This is a genomic window from Paenibacillus sp. FSL R5-0470, from assembly GCF_037975205.1.
Lineage (GTDB): Bacteria > Bacillota > Bacilli > Paenibacillales > Paenibacillaceae > Paenibacillus_AQ.
Map to the genome: position 1 here is coordinate 2,220,177 of NZ_CP150238.1, position 18,020 is coordinate 2,238,196.

The 18,020-nt window shown below is 42.0% G+C and carries 14 protein-coding genes; 11 read left to right on the forward strand and 3 right to left on the reverse strand.

Going from position 1 to position 18,020, the window contains the following annotated elements:
* The first annotated feature begins 77 nt into the window (after nt 1-77).
* Nucleotides 78-224 (forward strand): hypothetical protein, encoded by a 147-nt coding sequence (locus MKY99_RS09440; RefSeq protein WP_339270090.1) that lies wholly within the window; start codon nt 78-80, stop codon nt 222-224.
* A 61-nt stretch (nt 225-285) separates the two neighbouring features.
* Here the strand turns inward: MKY99_RS09440 and MKY99_RS09445 are convergent, their stop codons facing one another.
* Nucleotides 286-837, reverse strand: coding sequence for a TetR/AcrR family transcriptional regulator (locus MKY99_RS09445; RefSeq protein ID WP_339270092.1), 552 nt, complete (start codon nt 835-837; stop codon nt 286-288).
* A gap of 148 nt (nt 838-985) precedes the next feature.
* Between MKY99_RS09445 and MKY99_RS09450 the strand changes: the two genes are divergently transcribed.
* The 3 genes from MKY99_RS09450 to MKY99_RS09460 all read left to right on the forward strand — a co-directional run bounded on the left by MKY99_RS09450 (nt 986) and on the right by MKY99_RS09460 (nt 3,940).
* Nucleotides 986-1,909, forward strand: a complete 924-nt coding sequence (locus tag MKY99_RS09450; protein ID WP_339270094.1) for a 2-dehydropantoate 2-reductase N-terminal domain-containing protein — start codon at nt 986-988, stop codon at nt 1,907-1,909.
* 200 nt (nt 1,910-2,109) lie between these two features.
* Entirely contained in the window at nt 2,110-3,615 is a 1,506-nt protein-coding gene (locus tag MKY99_RS09455; RefSeq protein WP_339270096.1) for a dienelactone hydrolase, read from the forward strand.
* Between the two features lie 103 nt (nt 3,616-3,718).
* Nucleotides 3,719-3,940 carry a hypothetical protein gene (locus MKY99_RS09460; protein ID WP_339270098.1) on the forward strand — a complete coding sequence of 74 codons (222 nt, stop codon included), beginning with the start codon at nt 3,719-3,721 and terminating at the stop codon, nt 3,938-3,940.
* A gap of 106 nt (nt 3,941-4,046) precedes the next feature.
* On the opposite strand, the gene MKY99_RS09465 is transcribed toward MKY99_RS09460, so the two are convergent.
* Nucleotides 4,047-4,940: an AraC family transcriptional regulator gene (locus tag MKY99_RS09465; protein WP_339270100.1), complete on the reverse strand. Its 894-nt coding sequence runs from the start codon at nt 4,938-4,940 to the stop codon at nt 4,047-4,049.
* 190 nt (nt 4,941-5,130) lie between these two features.
* Here MKY99_RS09465 and MKY99_RS09470 point away from each other — a divergent pair, with 190 nt between their 5' ends.
* The 5 genes from MKY99_RS09470 (at nt 5,131) to MKY99_RS09490 (ending at nt 12,746) form a co-directional block, all read left to right on the forward strand.
* Nucleotides 5,131-5,982, forward strand: a complete 852-nt coding sequence (locus tag MKY99_RS09470) for an aldo/keto reductase (RefSeq protein ID WP_339270102.1) — start codon at nt 5,131-5,133, stop codon at nt 5,980-5,982.
* Between the two features lie 92 nt (nt 5,983-6,074).
* A complete protein-coding gene (locus MKY99_RS09475; protein ID WP_339270104.1) occupies nt 6,075-8,054 on the forward strand; it encodes an ATP-dependent DNA helicase in 1,980 nt (659 codons plus the stop codon).
* Nucleotides 8,055-8,635: 581 nt separating this feature from the next.
* Nucleotides 8,636-9,679 carry a YeiH family protein gene (locus tag MKY99_RS09480; protein ID WP_042186676.1) on the forward strand — a complete coding sequence of 348 codons (1,044 nt, stop codon included), beginning with the start codon at nt 8,636-8,638 and terminating at the stop codon, nt 9,677-9,679.
* A 113-nt stretch (nt 9,680-9,792) separates the two neighbouring features.
* A complete protein-coding gene (locus MKY99_RS09485; RefSeq protein WP_339270106.1) occupies nt 9,793-10,605 on the forward strand; it encodes a MerR family transcriptional regulator in 813 nt (270 codons plus the stop codon).
* Between the two features lie 203 nt (nt 10,606-10,808).
* Nucleotides 10,809-12,746 carry an FAD-dependent oxidoreductase gene (locus MKY99_RS09490; protein ID WP_339270108.1) on the forward strand — a complete coding sequence of 646 codons (1,938 nt, stop codon included), beginning with the start codon at nt 10,809-10,811 and terminating at the stop codon, nt 12,744-12,746.
* A gap of 73 nt (nt 12,747-12,819) precedes the next feature.
* Here the strand turns inward: MKY99_RS09490 and MKY99_RS09495 are convergent, their stop codons facing one another.
* On the reverse strand, nt 12,820-13,236 hold the full coding sequence (locus tag MKY99_RS09495) for a MarR family transcriptional regulator (RefSeq protein WP_339270109.1): 417 nt from the start codon (nt 13,234-13,236) through the stop codon (nt 12,820-12,822).
* Between the two features lie 137 nt (nt 13,237-13,373).
* On the opposite strand from MKY99_RS09495, the gene MKY99_RS09500 reads away from it, so the two are divergent.
* Nucleotides 13,374-13,832, forward strand: a complete 459-nt coding sequence (locus MKY99_RS09500) for a DUF2798 domain-containing protein (protein WP_149643876.1) — start codon at nt 13,374-13,376, stop codon at nt 13,830-13,832.
* 92 nt (nt 13,833-13,924) lie between these two features.
* Entirely contained in the window at nt 13,925-18,016 is a 4,092-nt protein-coding gene (locus MKY99_RS09505) for a choice-of-anchor I family protein (RefSeq protein ID WP_339270112.1), read from the forward strand.
* The last annotated feature ends 4 nt before the right edge of the window (nt 18,017-18,020 follow it).

An 18,020-nucleotide genomic window follows, 5' to 3' on the forward strand; every position in this document is an offset into this window, starting at 1 on the left:
ATTAGTTGACCGGATTTGCTGGTGGGCACGTGTCGGCGGGACTGCGTATTTGGAAAAATATGACACTCCCGCAAAGGATGGCTCAAAAACTTGCCATTACAGACAGCGCGGTGAACCGTATCACAAATAGAGGCAATTTCTCTGAAGAAAAACTTGCAGAAGTCTGTATTTACAGAATGCGGACCATTAAGAGTAGGTCAGTCTTTATGGAGTATATTGTGTAAACAAGCCTATGCGCGCTTTTTTATTGTTATACAACATATGGATTTGGTTTGAATGACAGACTCATTCTTTAAAATAGGGTGTAATCCCTTTTGAATATAGGTTCTCTACTAACTTGAAAAATTCTTCTGACGATAAATCCTTTTGACGCTGGAGCCAAAGACGAAATAAAGAAAGGGCAGTTGTCAGGTAAAACTCAATGAAGTATGGCGTTAAGGATTGGTTTTGCGGAACGTTTAATTTTAATTGATCCAAAGTGATTTCTTTTTTTAAGCGTTTTAAAAAACGGGCACTTCCATAATCACCCAAAAGGGCATTAAGAACCAGGAGATGTTCTTTTTTATCCAGACAATAGAGCGTATCTTGAACTGTATCCATCGATAGCTCTTTATTTGCCAATTCTTTTTTCATTTCATTCAATAGGTCATTTTCAACAGAGTCTAACAATTCGTAAATATCAGTAAAGTATTGATAAAAGGTGCTGCGGTTATATCCTGACTTATTCGAAATTTCCTGAATCGAAATTTTCTCAATCGGCTTTTGGCTATATAACTCACAAAAAACTTCTACAAACTTTTGTTTTGTTTTCTCCGTTATTTGGGGTTGCTTTTTCATGTTTCCCTCCTATTAGTGAATAAGAATATCATCCGACAAATCATGAAAAACTGATGGTTGATCAAGGAATAATGAAGATTTATAATCACATCATACAACACGTTGTCGGATATTCCAAAGGGAATATTAATAAGTAGGGGTGGTTTATATGTCAGCAAAACAATATAGAATTTTAATTTTTGGTGCAGGTGTCATCGGGAGCATGTACGCAATTAAGCTTATTGAAGCAGGGTTTGACGTTAGCCTGTTTGCACATTCGAATAGATATAAATCATTAAGAGAAAATGGCCTGCAGTATATAGAAAAAGGTACAGTTAGATCGATACAAGTGAATGTCATTGATACGCTCGAAAATGACGATGTATACGATTTTATTTTCGTTACCGTTCGTTATGATCGGTCCGAAGCAGCGTTGTTAGCGCTCAAAGATAATCAAAGCAAAAATATAGTTACGATGACTAGTAATTCAATTGGATTTTCTTCGTGGCTGGATATCGTAGGGGATAGACTTTTACCAGCTTTTCCCGGCTTCGGCGGACAGATTAAAGACGGAGTATTGCATGCTCGATTTCTACCAAAGTTTATAGCGGCAACTGCATTTGGAGAAATTAATGGTGTAGTGACAGAACGCATAGAAAACCTTGCGAAATTATTTAAAACTGCAAAGCTTCCCTACGTTATTAAAAAAGATATGCAAGCGTATCTAATCACACATTCCGTATCAGACATTGCCATGTTGAGCTTTTTGCATTCTGAGAATAAGATCATTGACAAAAAAACAGCCAGAACTAGAAAGACGGCACGCAAAATAACATTCATTTTAAAAGCGTATCTAAGGGCAATACAAAAAGCTGGCGTTTCAATTGATCCTTCAATGCTTAAAATGGTGCTTAAATTTCCAAACTTATTTTTGGACCTTTTTTTTATGATATGGCTACGAACTAAAATGGTTAGGGATATGATGTTGCCGGATTATGCGAATAATGCTAACAATGAGATTGTGCAGCTTAGTAATGATTTAATGAAATTTTTAAGTCAACATGATATCAAATCGGAAATACATGTTCAGTAATTAATTTTGTCAATATCCCTTGGGCATGACATGCGGCAGATGGGGCATTTCTTTCCCCTACATATCAGCATATTGCACTGCGCCATCGTCACGAAACCTTACAAAAGTGTTAGGTGATTGTCATCTAGATCAATGGCATCAACCTAGCAGCTCCTCTATACTAACCCATTGATAGGATTATTTTTAAGGGGGAGTTTGTCGTGAGGTTTTTTGAAATGCTGTTATTCTTTTCAAATGTTAGTTTTTTGGCACTCCTGTTCATTTTAAATCAACGTATTCGAAGATCTGCTTTGCTCCTGACAAGCGGAGCAGGCTCCATTTTTTTAGTGATACATTTGCTTGTCGAAGGATACAGGGTTCAGCTTGTATTTTTATACGGATTTACGATCCTGATGCTTATGCTTTCGCTTATGGACGTTTTCATAAAGCGGAAAGTCGCTCGGACTGCCTCGCGAATTCGTAGGGTGCTGGGCCGCCTTTTTATCGTGATTGGGCTAATCGTAACGGGGTGCTTCCTATATGTGTTTCCTGTATTCGACTTTCCGGCGCCAACCGGCGAGTTGCAGGTAGGCACGAAAATCTTTCATTTCATAGACCAAAACCGGGATGAAACATTTAGCAAAACCGCGACAGGCAAGAGAGAATTGATGGTTCAGGTATGGTATCCGGCTCAAGATGGCACTGGCAAGTACGCTCCCTTTATTCCAGATACCCAGATTTTACGTTATATGGCTACGAACTATGGCCTTCCCGGGTTTACTTTACAACACCTAAAGTACGTATCCAGTCATGCTTATTCGGGGGCTGAAGTCTCTTCTGCACAGACTTCATACCCACTGATCCTTGCGAATCCCGGCTTCGGCTCTTCCAGGTTCCTCCACACGGCGCAAGCTGAATATCTCGCGAGTCACGGATATATCGTGGCAGTGATTGACCACACCTACAATACATTTGCAACCAAGTTTCCAGACGGTCGAATCACGACCAGCACAACTAACGATTTATTCTCGCCTGACCATGATTACCAGACAGAAAGAGGTAATCGCGACAAGTTGGGTAAAGTTTTAACCGACGATGTGGCGTTTGTGCTGGACCAATTCGAGCTCATCCAATCGGGGAAGATTCCAAGTCATCTAAAAGGGAGAATTAATCTCGGTAATGTCGGTGTATTCGGTCATTCCATCGGCGGAGCGACGGCCTATGACGCCTCTTACGATCCGCGAATCGCGGTTGGAATAGACTTTGATGGAGGGCTTTATCGTTTGCGTGAAAGAGAGGGTCTGCGTAAGCCGTTTTTGTTCATCAACTCGGAAAGCGAATTTGAAAAATTAAAAATGGTGATGGATAACCGGGTCTACACGGATTCAGAGCTTAACCGTATGGGCTCAACAAGAGAGTGGGAGGATAAAGTAACGGAAGATAAAAAGTTGGAACTTGAACGGATGCGCCAGACAGTCGACGAAGGGGGAAAGATTCTCTATATCGAAAATACGGAGCATTTGAATTTTACCGACGTACAGTTCATTACTCCGATATTCAAAATACTGGGCGTTACCGGAAAGATTGCTCCCGAAAGAGCAAACTCCGTTATTAATGCCTATATGCTTGATTTCTTCGATATGTATCTGAAAAATAAAGGCGGAATCTTAATGAAAGGACCGAATAGCGGCTTTCCGGAGGTGAAGTTCGTAACCTCACTATTATAAATTACGTAACAGGCTACCGATTTTGATAAGCTCCTCTTCAAGTAGACAAAGGTTTAATTAATAACCCTTACTTGAAGGGGAGTTTTTATTTTGTCTAAGAAGAATGATGTTCCCATTCGCTTTAAGCAGTGTTCTGTTAATCCTAATTTGCTTGAAGATCCGACTCACAGACTCGTCAAGCTTGTTGCTATTGAACGGAGGGTATATGAAACAAATTAGAGTCGTTGGACCGCAGAATTTCAGAGTCGCAACGACGGAAGTTCCGTTATTGGCACCCGACGAGGTATTGATCGACCTGCAAGCTTGCGGCATCTGGCTGTCGTGATGACCGGCTGCCTACTAGTCTTACTTAGTTATCGTTTCTTACAGTTAGCTATGCTCGCCCTTATTTGGGTTAGTTACTATTTAAGATTAGGTTTTATCTAAACGTGTTATGCCTTCAGACGCTTTACATCCTGTTTAGGCGGAAAACCAAACATCCGGGAATACTCACGGCTAAATTGCGAAGGGCTTTCATAGCCTACTCGAAATGCCACATCGGTGGCATCTGCTGACTCGATTAGTAATAACCGGCGGGCTTCCTGAAGTCTCAGATGTTTTTGGAACTGAATAGGGCTCATTGCAGTAACTTCCTTAAAGTACCGATGAAACGAAGAAACACTCATATTCGCTATTTCGGCAAGCTCCTCAATCTTAAAAGAACTAGCATAGTTATTCATGATATGTTCAATAACATCTTTGATTTGATGAGTTGAGCTTCCTTCCATTACAATATGTTCCAATGCAATCCCATTCTGCCCTTGTAGCACCCGGTAAATAATCTCTTTTGTAAATAATGGAGCTAGCACTGGAATGTCTTTAGGCTGATCTAACAAACGAGCCAACCTGAGGACGGCGTCCATTAAAGAAGACTCCATCTGGCTAACAAACATAGCTCGCTTAGGATTTTCTTTAGCGTAAACTCGAACTTCAGTATTCTGTAAAACCTCTAAAATTTGACTTGGTGTAAATTCAAGCTTGAAGCCTAAATATGGAACATCGGGAGTAGCTTCGGTGACTTGGGCGATAACTGGCAGGTGAACGGATGCAATGAGGTAATCGGAGGGGGTGTATCTAAAACGCTCCTGTGCCAGCCATACCTCTTTAGCCCCTTGAACCACCATACAAAAGGAAGGTTTATAAACTCCATGTCTTGGTATGGACGCATTCGAGTCACGCATGAAAAATAAAGACGGTATAGCAGTTTGGTGAACACCGTCCTGTTCTGAGTAACAATCAATAATTTTTAGGAGTTCGTTCTGCTGTTTAGTGATTATTTCAGACATTTGATCCTATCATTCCCTCATTTTTAATAGTCTGATTATAGTCCATATTCATACGATACAGAAGTGGTAGTGAGAGGATTAGGCAAACATTTGGCAAGAATGGGATAACGGTCGCTTTGTCATCTGGTACATAATAAGGATGTACAAGGGGAAATTACACACAATCATTGAAAACCTGGAGGGTAATATCATGCAAAAAGTAGTTTTGAACAATAATGTTGAAATGCCTATACTCGGTTTTGGTGTTTTTCAGATTCAAGATGCAAACGAATGTGAGCAAAGCGTTTATGACGCTATTATGGCAGGTTATCGCCTAATTGATACTGCAGCCTCTTATCAAAATGAAGAAGCAGTTGGTAGAGCAATTAAACGGAGTGGTGTAGCAAGAGAGGAATTATTTATCACTACAAAGCTCTGGGTTCAAGATGCGGGTTATGAACGCACAAAGAAAGCATTTGAACAATCACTGAACCGATTGCAGCTTGATTATTTAGATTTGTATTTAATTCATCAGCCATTTGGCGATGTGTATGGCTCTTGGCGTGCGATGGAGGAATTATATCGTGAGGGCAAGATCCGTGCTATCGGCGTTAGTAATTTTCATGAGGATCGTTTGATTGATTTAATTCTTCATAATGAAGTAGTCCCAGCTGTAAATCAGGTTGAAACGCATCCTTTCAACCAGCAAATCGAAAATGCGGAATTTATGACTGAAAATAATGTTCAAATCGAGTCATGGGCACCTTTTGCTGAAGGGAAAAATAATTTGTTCCAGAATGAGTTACTGGTATCCATAGCTGAAAAGTATAATAAATCCGTGGCTCAGGTGATTTTACGGTGGCTCACACAAAGAGAAATCGTTGTGATTCCGAAGTCAGTTCGTAAAGAAAGAATTATCGAAAACTTCAATATCTTTGATTTTGAATTAAGCCAAGAGGATATGGCATCCATTGCTACGTTAGATACGAATCAGAGTTTGTTCTTTTCACATCGGGATCCTGAAATGGTGAAATGGATTGGTACTCGTAAACTCGATATCTAACATATTTTCGAATGAACTACTTTGTAATTACTCCAATCTTATGAGATAATAGAGTTTTTCCGTTGATTCTATTTTTCATGGCATAACGTGATATGCCTGATCAAATATTGGAGGTAGGCTTGTTGGCGACACAGTATCCTTTTGAATATGATCGGACCAGACCTTTTATGGAGCAAGTAGGGGAATGGGTCGGCGATGTATTCTATGAAATTCTTCCTGAGGCAGGATTTGAAGTTCGTGATGAACAGATTTACATGGCGTTTCAGGTGGAGCGAGCTTTTGCTGAGAAGAAGACGATTTTTGCTGAGGCAGGGGTCGGTACGGGTAAGACTTTAGTGTATTTGTTATATAGCATTTGTTATGCGCGGTATATGGGTAAACCTGCGATTATCGCTTGTGCGGACGAGTCCTTGATTGAGCAGTTGGTGAAGCCAGAGGGTGATATTGCCAAGCTTGCGAAGCATCTGAATATGAATATTGATGCCAGACTAGCGAAATCTCCAGATAAATATATGTGTCTGAAAAAGCTGGATCATGCTCGCAACAATGATGATGGGAGCTTGCCGCTGGAGAGTTTATATGGTACTTTACCTGATTTTGTACATTCTCATGCACCGATGCAGCAATTCCATGCCTATGGCGACCGTAGGGATTATCCAGATCTGAATGATGAACAATGGAATAAGATCAACTGGGATACGTTTCAGGATTGTTTTACTTGTGATATGCGTCATCGCTGTGGACAAACGTTGTCCCGTGATCATTACCGGAAATCAAGCGACCTGATCATTTGTTCCCACGATTATTACATGGAGCATGTCTGGACTTATGAAGCGCGTAAACGAGAGGGTCAAATTCCTCTGCTTCCAGAGCATTGTGCAGTTGTGTTTGACGAAGGGCATTTGTTAGAATCTGCCGCCATGAAGGCGTTAGGCTATAAAATGAAGCATGTTGTCTTTGAAGAACTAATCTCTCGTCTGTTACAGAATGAGATTCGTGAAACGCTTGCTGTTCTTATCGATGAAGCGATTATGCAAAGTGAGCAAATGTTTAAATACATTCGTCGTCAATGCCGCACCATTCCTGGATCGGATCGAAAAAGCATTGAGCTAAATGCATCGCTAATCCGTGAGGTGCATCGCATGCGTAGTGTAATTGCCGCTATTGAAGAAGAATTAGTATTCGAAAGTGGACTGTACACGATTGATGAATATCAATTGCGGATTGTGGAAGAACGTTTGGAGACCATAGAGATCGCATTGAGGTTGTTTGAGGATTCAGGTGCATTAATCTGCTGGGCGACAGAAGATAGCGATGGCTTAACGCTGTCGGTCATGCCGCGTAATGTTAAGGAAGTACTTCAAGACAGCTTATTCACGCAAAAAATGCCAATCGTATTCTCTTCGGCTACATTATCCGTGGATAAATCATTCCAATACTTGAAGGATAGTCTTGGGATACACGACTTCCTGTCTTTCTCTGTAGACTCACCTTATGATTATGAGCACCAGATGAGTATCTATGTACCTGAGCTTCAGAGCGGTGATTTTGCTGAGAAAATGAAGATCTCCCTGAAGCTTATCCAGCAGACAGAAGGAAGAGCCCTGTTGTTATTCCGTACTCGCGAAGAACTTCTGCAGTTCAAGCAGCTCAGCTCGCAGAGAGCAGAATCCAGCAAGTATTCTTTCCTCTATGAGGGGGATCAAGAGATCAGCTATCTGATCTCAGCTTTTCAGCGGGATGAGCATAGTGTGCTTTGTGCGGTGACACTGTGGGAAGGATTAGATATACCAGGACCTTCACTATCTAATGTGATCATTTGGTCGCTGCCTTATCCTCCGCTTGACCCTGTATTTATGGCAAAACGTGCGGAGACTTCCAATCCTTTTGAAGATGTGGATTTACCTTACATGCTGCTAAGACTTAAACAAGGAATGGGACGTCTGATCAGAACGGGTACGGACCAAGGAATTGTGACGGTGCTTGCGGAAGCTGAAGGACAACATCCCGTTCACGAGTATATAACTTCTGTACTCCCGAAGGGAACTAAGCTCCAGAAGCTTGAAGTGTAAATTTAAAAAAAATTAATATAGGAACACAATTGCTCTTTTGGAGAGGTGGATGCTTCGGCATTCTCCTTCTCGAAGGAGCTTTTTTGTGTGAATGTGAGGAAATAAAGTAGCTAATTGAGATGACGGGTAGAGGATAAACCTGCAAAAATACATCTTTTATTTATATAAGCAATCGCTAACCGACTTATTCATGCGGATCTGCAGTAATACTTGCGTCAGAATTCATTTTCAAGTGATAAGCGGGGGGATTGCTGTATTTTTGCAGTATTTACCGATGTGAAAGAGGATATCAGAACATTTGATGTACTTTAGCAGGAATTCACTAATTCGGTCATGGATTGGATAAGTGTATGCCGGATCATTGTCAGTCGCAGATGGGGAGAGCGAATAACATTTAATAATGAAATGGCGCTCATGTACATAAATGAGTTTTTGCATGGATTCAAGCATAAGGATTACTAATCTTACGGATAGTATATTGGTATTTAACTTTCGAGCCATGGCGTATTATTGTTGATTCATGGGGGAAGGGAAATACATACCTCCGTCATCTAGAGATTCATACAAGGGGTGTACACGACATGGGGGATTCACAGGGATTATACCAATCGAACAATAAGAAACAGGTTGGTTTTGCACTTGGGATTGGGTTAACCTTAATCATTGCATTAGTCGCAAAATATTTAGCAGGCTTTCCATTTCTCTCTATTATGGGCCAATTGGTCATTGCCATCTTAATCGGAATTATTTGGCGGGCAACAGTCGGAGTGCCGGGTACGATCACCCATGGCACTGATTTTTCCAGCAAAAAGTTGCTACGTCTAGGGATTATCCTGCTCGGTATGCGGTTGAATTTAATGGATATTGTTGCTGCAGGTCCACGGGTATTTCTACTGGCTGTGATTGTGATCGTATTTACGATCTCTGTTGTATACGGACTTGCCCGACTATTCAAAGTTGATAAGCGACTCAGTATCTTAACCGCCTGCGGAACAGCGATCTGCGGTGCGGCAGCGGTGGTGGCGATAGCCCCACAAATCAAAGCCAAAGACGACGAAACTGCGATTGGCGCAGCGATAGTTGCAATTTTAGGTACAATATTCACGTTGCTATATACATTTTTGTATCCTTTACTAGGCTTATCGAATCTAGGCTATGGGGTTTTCTCTGGAGCTACCTTACATGAAATTGCTCACGTCATCGCAGCAGCAGATGCAGGTGGGAGCGCAGCAGTAGATATGGCGGTTATCGTTAAATTGACTCGGGTGGCCTTACTCGTTCCTGTTGCTATCTTAATTGGGGTTTGGACCAATCGTGCAGAAAGAAAAGTGCAAGGTGGACAATCTAAAGCCTCATGGAAAAGCATTCCTATTCCTTGGTTTATTCTAGGCTTCTTACTCGTCAGTGGTGTGAATTCATTAGGGATCGTATCAGCATCAGTGGCAAATGGAATTGTAACGATAGCTTATATGCTAATCGCTATGGCGATGGCTGGACTTGGTTTAAACGTTGATTTGGCCGCATTTAGACGACTGGGGATGAAATCTTTTGCAGCAGGGCTTATAGGTTCGGTCTTGTTGTCCTTAGTTGGATTTACATTAGTTCACTGGTTTGGTCTGGCATGATCTTTTGCATACATTAGAATCGTAAGAAATGAACTACTTCATATCTAAAAATGGTCCTTCTGTGTATCATTTCATGTGGCTGGGTATGCATGATATGGATGGAGGAACATCAGTTGAAATATTGCATAGGGGAATTTGCTTCCATTCTCGGTGTGACTGCGGATACGCTGAGGTTATACGAGAAACATGATATTGTTAGGCCCACTAAAGATAACAGCAATAATTACAGATATTTTAATGATTTAGATGCAAGAGATTTACTTATGAGTAGATGGTACAGAAGTATGGGAATTCCATTACCGGAAGTGGCAAACCTCATGAAGGAGTCTTCTTCAGAGCAAGTTATGGGTAGGATGCAAGAAACAGCATTGAATTTAGAAGAAGAGATCAAGCAGAAGACGATGCTGCTTAATAAGATGAATGAAATTCATAAAGAACTCAGGGGATTAGAGTCCTCTTTATATACGTGTAAACTTAAACAACTGCCAGGTATGTACAGACTAAAGCAAACGGATAAGAATGCATTAATAAAAAATGATATGGTTAAAAGTTTGGTCAACACTTGGATGGATTTACTTCCTTATGCATTTTATTCTTTTAGAATTGAAGATACAGATAACTTTGTCAGCGAAAACAATAATTTTGATTACAGCTGGGGCCTTACCTTACTAGAGGAAGAAGCGCAAAAATTCGAAATGGATAGCGAAGAATATGCAGAGTATATTAGCCCAAGTCATTGTATCTCAGCTACCATATTATGTCCGGATGAAAAATATATCACGAAGAACTCTTTGGAGTTCATGATCGACTATATCGAGGCTAATCATTATGCCATAGCGGGAGATGTGGTCGGGAAATTATTGCTTACTGAGAAAATCGAAGGCCAGAATAGATCTTATTTGGAAGTGAATATCCCAATCCAATAGCTTCTCTTATTAAACATCTGCTCTTTGAGCAGATGTTTTTTTCTAGTTGGACAAAAAGTATACATTGACCTTGGTGCAGCACCAAGGTTTAGACTTCGGTATATAGCCTGTCAGATTGCGTTGTTGATTAATCATTGAGTTTGTGAAAATTATCACGTTATCTGCATCAGGTTATAAGATATTAGACACTGGGGGAGAACAGAATGCGGAACAGAAATTTCGTTAAGAAAATGCTCATGTTATCTTTTTGTATGGTGCTGATCGTTTCCATGCTGAGCGGATGTACGGGAAATGGGGAGTCGGCTAATTCGTCGTCATCGTCCTTTAAAGCGGGTACGTTCACTGGGGAAGCGGAAGGTAAAGAGGGAATTATTAAGGTAGAAGTAACTATGGATGAGCCCGATAAAATTAAAGATATTAAGATTGTAAGCCAATCGGAAACAGGGGGCCTAGGCGATAACGCACTTGAAAAAATGAAAGAACAAATTCTAGAAGGACAAACCTTGGCGGTTGATGCTGTTAGTGGTGCCAGTCTTTCCAGTGAAGCCATGCTTGCCGCTGTAGAGGATGCCGTAACCAAAGGTGGAGGTAATCTAGAAGTCCTCAAAGCTGGAGGTGTCAAAAAAGCCGGTGAAGGGAAAACAGAAAAACTGGAAACCGACGTTGTTGTAGTGGGCGCTGGAGCATCCGGTGTATCTGCGGCGGTTACAGCAGCTGATAAAGGTGCGAAGGTTATTATTATAGAAAAAACTGGTGTCATCGGGGGAGCAAGTAATCTGTCTTGGGCAGGTAAGTTCTACAACTCCTCTGCTGCTACTAGTAATAATCTAAAAGTAAATGTGGAAAAAGAAATTGCGGATTGGATTGTCAACAATCACTGGAGAGTGGATGCAGCAGCGATTAGACAATATGTTACTAAATCCGGTGAAACTTACGATTGGTTAGCCGAAAAAGGATATAAAACTAGCTTCCTGAACTTCTTCGGCGAACAATTACATGTGTTGCCGGCTTATGAAACCCGTGAAGAGATCCTTCGGAAAATGTTGTCCGAATCGGTTGAGCAACATGGCGGACAAGTGATCACAGAAACGACTGCCAAGAAGCTGATTACGAATGAAGCTGGAGAAGTTACGGGAGTAGTCGCTGAGAAAGCAGACGGTACAACGCTAGAAATTTCAGCGAAGAGTGTCATAATGGCAACGGGTGGTTATGCTGCAAATAAAGAGATGGTTAAAGAGGCTTTTGGTTTCGAAGGGGTTAACGGTGGATTAGGACAAAACGTAGGGGAAGGTCTCGAAATGGCATGGGAAGCTGGAGCCAAGGTACCGGACAACTTCGGTGGACAAATGCTTCACCAAACATTAGCTAGAGCAACACAAGGTCTAAAAGCACAATATGAGCTTTTTGAAGCAAGTTATCCACTAATGTTGACTTATCTTCCGAATTTCATGAATGTAGGTACTTCTGGCGCAAGATTCAGAGATGAAGCAGCGACTCTAACTTCGGTTGCAGCAGCGAATACAAGTGCATTTAATGGACCCTATCATATGGTTATTGTCTCGAAATCCCAATTGGATGCACTTCAGACCAAAGGAATGAACGGTGTTCATGCACCAAGTCTTCCAGGAATGCCACCGGAATTCTATGCTGAATTTGCGGATCAATTTACACTTGAGAACCCTTGGGCAAATGTCGGGAAAGTATTTGATTCGATGGTGGAGAACGGAGATGGCTTCAAAGGAAATACGATTGAAGAATTAGCTACGAATGCAGGAATGGATGTTGACGTGTTTGTAGAAAATTACAATAGTTATAAAGAAGCGACAAAAACTGGTGTTGACTCTGAATTTGGTAAAGCTGCTGAGTATTTAGAACCTATGGGTGAAGAAGGTCCATATTATGCAATCATTGCTGAAATCAATAACTTGGGTTCTGTTGGGGGCTTGCTAGTAAATACAAAGTTCCAAGTTCTGAATGATAAACGGACGCCAGTGAAAGGATTGTTTGCTGTAGGTCTTGAATCTGAAGGCGTGTTGTTTAACGATACTTATGTTGGAAACGGCGTTGGTATTGGGTACTCCTTTACCTCAGGTCGTCTTGGTGGGGAGAGCGCGGCAAACAGTGCTTTGAAAGCTAATTAACGACAATTTCCCGGAAAATAATTGAAGATTTTTAAAGACGCAGGGTGGAGCCCTGCGTCTTTTTTGCTTGAGCTTAGAGCCATTCTTCTTTTAACAAAGATTTGAGATGCTCTACGTTAGCTGCCCCAAGCTTGTTAGCGATTCTTTGCTCTAATTCGATTTTGGTGATCATCATTCTTTGATTGCATTCGATACCCTTCTGGGTAAGGATGATGTTTTTGTCACGTTGATTTCCTTTGACCTCCACGGCTTCTACATAGTTGAGGGATAACAGTCCTTGAATACTTTTATGCGTACCCTGTCTTGAAATATGAATAATTCTACTGATTTCTGAGATTGTGAGCATTTCATGTTTTTCAAGAACTGCTAGGATATGGGATTCAGTCTTATTAATTTGGTCCGGGTCTTGGTCAGTCACTATTTTACGTAGGGCTAGATGTTTCTCACTAAGTAAATCAATAAGATTCATTTCTTGCAGATGGTTATCCATGTGAACACTCCTAAATCATCGCTCATTAATCCAAGTATAAGTCATTTGTATTCATTGTCAACTTGGTTGACTTAGTTCGAATGGCTGTGATATTGTAATCCAGGTTGACAATACTGAGAGATAAAAGGAGCTTGAAGATGGGAAGAAACAAAAAAGAAGCATTATTATTTACATTCATCATGTGTGCTTTGATGGTGCTGGGTATGAGCATTTACAATGTAGCGCTGATGGAGGGCTGGTCAGGTACGTTAGTTAAAGATGTGATCATCGGCTACGTACCTGCGTTTGTAGTTGCTTTTATTCTGGATGTCTTTGTTGTAGGGAAAGTTGCGAAAGGGATCGCACATAAGCTGGTAAAAGAGAATGATCCGATGATCAAAAAAATCATGTTCATCTCCTTTTTTATGGTGACCGGAATGGTGCTGTTTATGTCCTTCTATGGCGCACTTCTTCATGTAGGGTTCACCTCAGCACTACCGATGGCTTATCTGTCTGCGATAGGTAAGAATTTCATTGTTGCACTTCCACTGCAAATTCTATTAGTCGGGCCTCTTACACGATTTATATTTGTGAAAATAACTCCTGCTACTGCATAGAGAATGTTTACATCACCATTACGCAAATCTGCAGGTTAGGTAATACTATTACTCTATATTGATAGAAACTATCAATAGGAGTGAAAATCTACTTGAAACCCACTGGTAAAGCTATTGTTTCTCTTATGCTTACAGCTGAGATGTTGTTAGGTTCCGCTTGGATGGCAGGTCCAGCAGTGGCTGCATCCGTTCAATCAGGTACGCCTTATACGGCAGACGGTCAATACAATGTGAAGATTCCTCATATTATTGTTAATCAAGTTTATGGTGGGGGTAACACTGCCGATGCATCAGGTGGATTTTTCTCGAAAGGTTACATTGAATTATATAACCCAACTGATTCCGATGTGAGTTTAGTAGGTTGGTCTGTACAATATTCGGATCCTAAGCTCGCTGGGCAATGGAGCAAGTTGGATTTGAACGGAACCATTAAAGCTCATTCTTCTTATCTCATCACCGATGATGCCAACAACAAGGATCACAAAAACGATATCAGTGCCAAAGGCGATCAGTCCTGGCCGGGGATGTATTTTAATAACAAAGGCATGAAGGTTGTTCTGCTAAGCAGTACAGACTTGCTGCAGGTTGTGAATCCATTTCAAACAATGTCAAGTAGTTACGTGGACATGATTGGTGTAGCAGCAAATGATGATAATGCTAAGATAGATGGATACGAGACGGACTATCCTACGGGGAAAGCGGAAGGTACTTCTAAACAAAAGTCCGTTCGACGCGTTGCTTTCGTAGATTCAGACAACAATAAAGCAGATTTCAAACAGATTAGCTTTGATGCCTTAGATGCTTCAGCTTTGGCCTTGGCAAAGCCGCATAACAGCGCAGATGGACAATGGGGAATAAATGTAGGCGATCTTGGCATCGCAACTCAGAATCTTTCAGAAGCAAAGCTCGGATCGCCTTATTCGGTAACATTGTCCGTTTATGGGGGAGTACAGCCTTATTCTTTTGAAGCTACGGGTTTACCGGACGGACTATCATTGGATGCAGCATCTGGGAATATTAGTGGAACTCCTACGAAAGTAGGGGCGGCCACCGTAAGTATCGCAGTGTATGACAGTTCGACACCCCGGAAGAAGACAGAAGCTATAGTACCACTGAATGTGGCGGAAGCCGCAGCACCTTTGACTCCAGATCTACTTAGTGTAACTAAGATCGGCGGATACGCTGTAGGCGTGACCAATAAAGATGGCGGCGTGGCGGAGATCGTGAAGTTTAACCGTGATAACGGCAAGTTCTACCTCGTTAATGGTTCATCTCACCCTGCAACAGTTGATATTGTGAATCTCAAGGACCCTTCTAATCCGCAAAAAGAATATAGTATTAATGTAGAACAGCTATCCGAAGTGGATGGATTTACATACGGAGACCTGACGAGTGTAGATATCAACACCGCTACTAAACGGATCGCTGTAGCCATTCAAGAAGAAGATGCTATGAAGAACGGTAAGGTTCTTGTACTCGATTATGATGGTAAAATGTTGGCTTCTTATGAAGCTGGAGTACAACCGGACATGGTGAAGTATACCGATGATGGCCGTTACATTTTGACAGCGGACGAAGCTGAACCACGCACGACTGTCGGTGATCCTGAAGGTAGTGTAACGATCATTGATACGCTCAAGGACACTTCGATTCAGGTGAAGTTCGATAACCCTGATGTAATTGACGATCTTGTCCATATTCGTGGAGTAGCTGATCCGGTAACTAAACAGATTACGGGCAAAGGCGAAAAAAAGGATGCGATACGTGATCTGGAGCCGGAGTTTGTCGTGCTTTCTGATGACCAGACCATTGCTTATGTAGCGCTTCAAGAGAATAATGCTATTGCTGCCATCGATATTGCCTCCAAGCAGGTTCTATGGGTTAAAGGATTAGGTTTCAAGGACTTAAGCCTTCCTAACAATGCTCTGGACCTGGTAAAAGATAATAAAGTGAATTTAGAAAATGTTCCATTCTTCGGTACGTATATGCCTGATGGTATAGATCAGTACACGGTCGGAGGTAAAACTTATCTGTTCACGGCCAACGAAGGTGACGCAACGGAATGGGATAGTAAAGTGAACGTGAGCTCAGTCAAAAAAATGAAGGGCTCATTAGATCCGGAATCAGATGCGGCTAAGTTTCTGAATAAAAATAAAGATAAATATGATAGTGTAGAAGTTATGTCTGACATGGGCAATGATGGAATTTACTTGTACGGTGGCCGTTCATTTTCCATTTGGGAAGCAGATTCTATGGAACAGGTCTACGATAGTGGCAGCGACTTTGAAAAGATTACCGGAGAACGCCTGCCAGAATATTTCAATGCAAGCAACAGTAACACGACCATGGATAACCGTAGTACCAAAAAAGGACCGGAGCCTGAGTATGTCAAGGTAGGCAAGGTTGGACAAAAAGCGCTGGCCTTTATTGGTCTAGAGCGAATCGGTGGTCTGATGACTTATGATGTGACGAATCCAGAGGAACCGAACTTTGTGAACTATATAAATACACGTCAATTCACACCTGCGAACACCATTGAAACGGACACTGGTCCAGAAGGTATCGAATTTATTTCGGCAACATCAAGCCCGACTGGATTGCCATTAGTACTCGTAGCGAATGAAGTTGGTGGTACGGTGGCCATTTATCAATTGAATGTATCGAAGGTAACACTGAATCGGACTTCTTTGTCATTGAAGGTTGGCGAAGCTTCAGCAACGCTTGAGGCTAGCGTAGTTCCTGCTGAGGGTGGATCGAATGTGGTAACTTGGAGTTCTTCGAATCCAAGTGTTGCTTCCGTTGATAACAACGGAAAGGTCACTCCCTTGGCAAAGGGAACAGCGGTTATCTCCGCCTATAGCGCAGATGGTTATGGCGTAGCTGAATCTACTGTGACCGTATCCGCAGTAGATCCGGTGATTTCAAATCCGGGACCTGGTACAACGGTAACGACTAAAGATCCAGTTAAACAGGCGACAACACCAGCTGTAACCACAGAAGGTAATAAGATTATCGTAGAGGTTAAGGCTTCAGCGGATGCAGAAGGTAAGTTAGTTGCCTCCGTTACTTTGGATATGGTTACAGAGGGACTTAGGTCTCTGGCGAATAATGCTAATGGTCAGTTGATATTCCGCTCTAAGGTTGATGCAGCTTCAGGTGAAGTTCTACTTAACTTCCCATCGAGTGCTTTTGCGGCACTTACAGGTAGTATTGCAAAGTCAGTTGTAGTTGAAGCAGGAGCTAGTACGATAACATTGGATCGTAATGCACTCTCGGCTGTGCACACAGCAGCAAAGGGTGAGGACATTAAGCTGTCCATCGGCAGTGTGGACACGGATGGGAAAGGCAAAGCTCAGGCTGTGGTTGGCAGTCGTCCAGTAATAAACCTGGCGATTTCCGCTGGCAGTCAGCGTCTATCTAATCTAGGTGCTGGTTTTGCAACAATAACAGTGCCGTATACACTAGGAGCAAATGAAGATGCTAATGCAGTCGTAGCTTATGATTTGACGAATGCGGGGCAAGCGGTTGTACTAGCAGGCAGTAGCTATAACGCAGCAAAGGGACAACTGAATTTCCAAACTTCACAATTCTCCACGTATGCAGTAGGGTACAACAAAGTGAGCTTCTCTGATATTGGCAGCAGCTTTGCTAAAGATTCTATTACGTATTTGGCAGCTCGTGATGTAATTACCGGCATTGGTGAAGGTAAGTTCGGAGCTAAGAGTCAACTAACCAGAGCAGATGTTACCTTGCTCCTAGCTCGATTGGCTGGTGTTAATCTGGGCGCAGAAGGAGCAGGAAACTTCACAGATGTTAAGGCTGACGATTATTATGCGGCAGCGGTAGCGTGGGCTAATCGCAAGGGAATTGTTACCGGCGTGAGTGATGGACAGTTCAATCCTCGGGTTAATGTAACTCGTGAGCAGCTCTCTGTCATGATCGTGCGATTAGCGAAAGCTATGAACTGGACATTGCCTGTAAGTGGCGACAGTTCAGCTTTTGCGGATCAGAAGTCGATAAGCTCTTATGCTCTTGAAGCAGCCGCAGCTGCTCAGCAGGCAGGAATTATTTCAGGCAAGCCTGTTGCAGAAAGTACGGGGCTTAACTTTGCTCCAAAAGATACAGCGACTCGTGAAGAAATAGCTCAAATGTTAGCGAAGCTGTTAAAGCTGAGTCAATCTTAAGCGA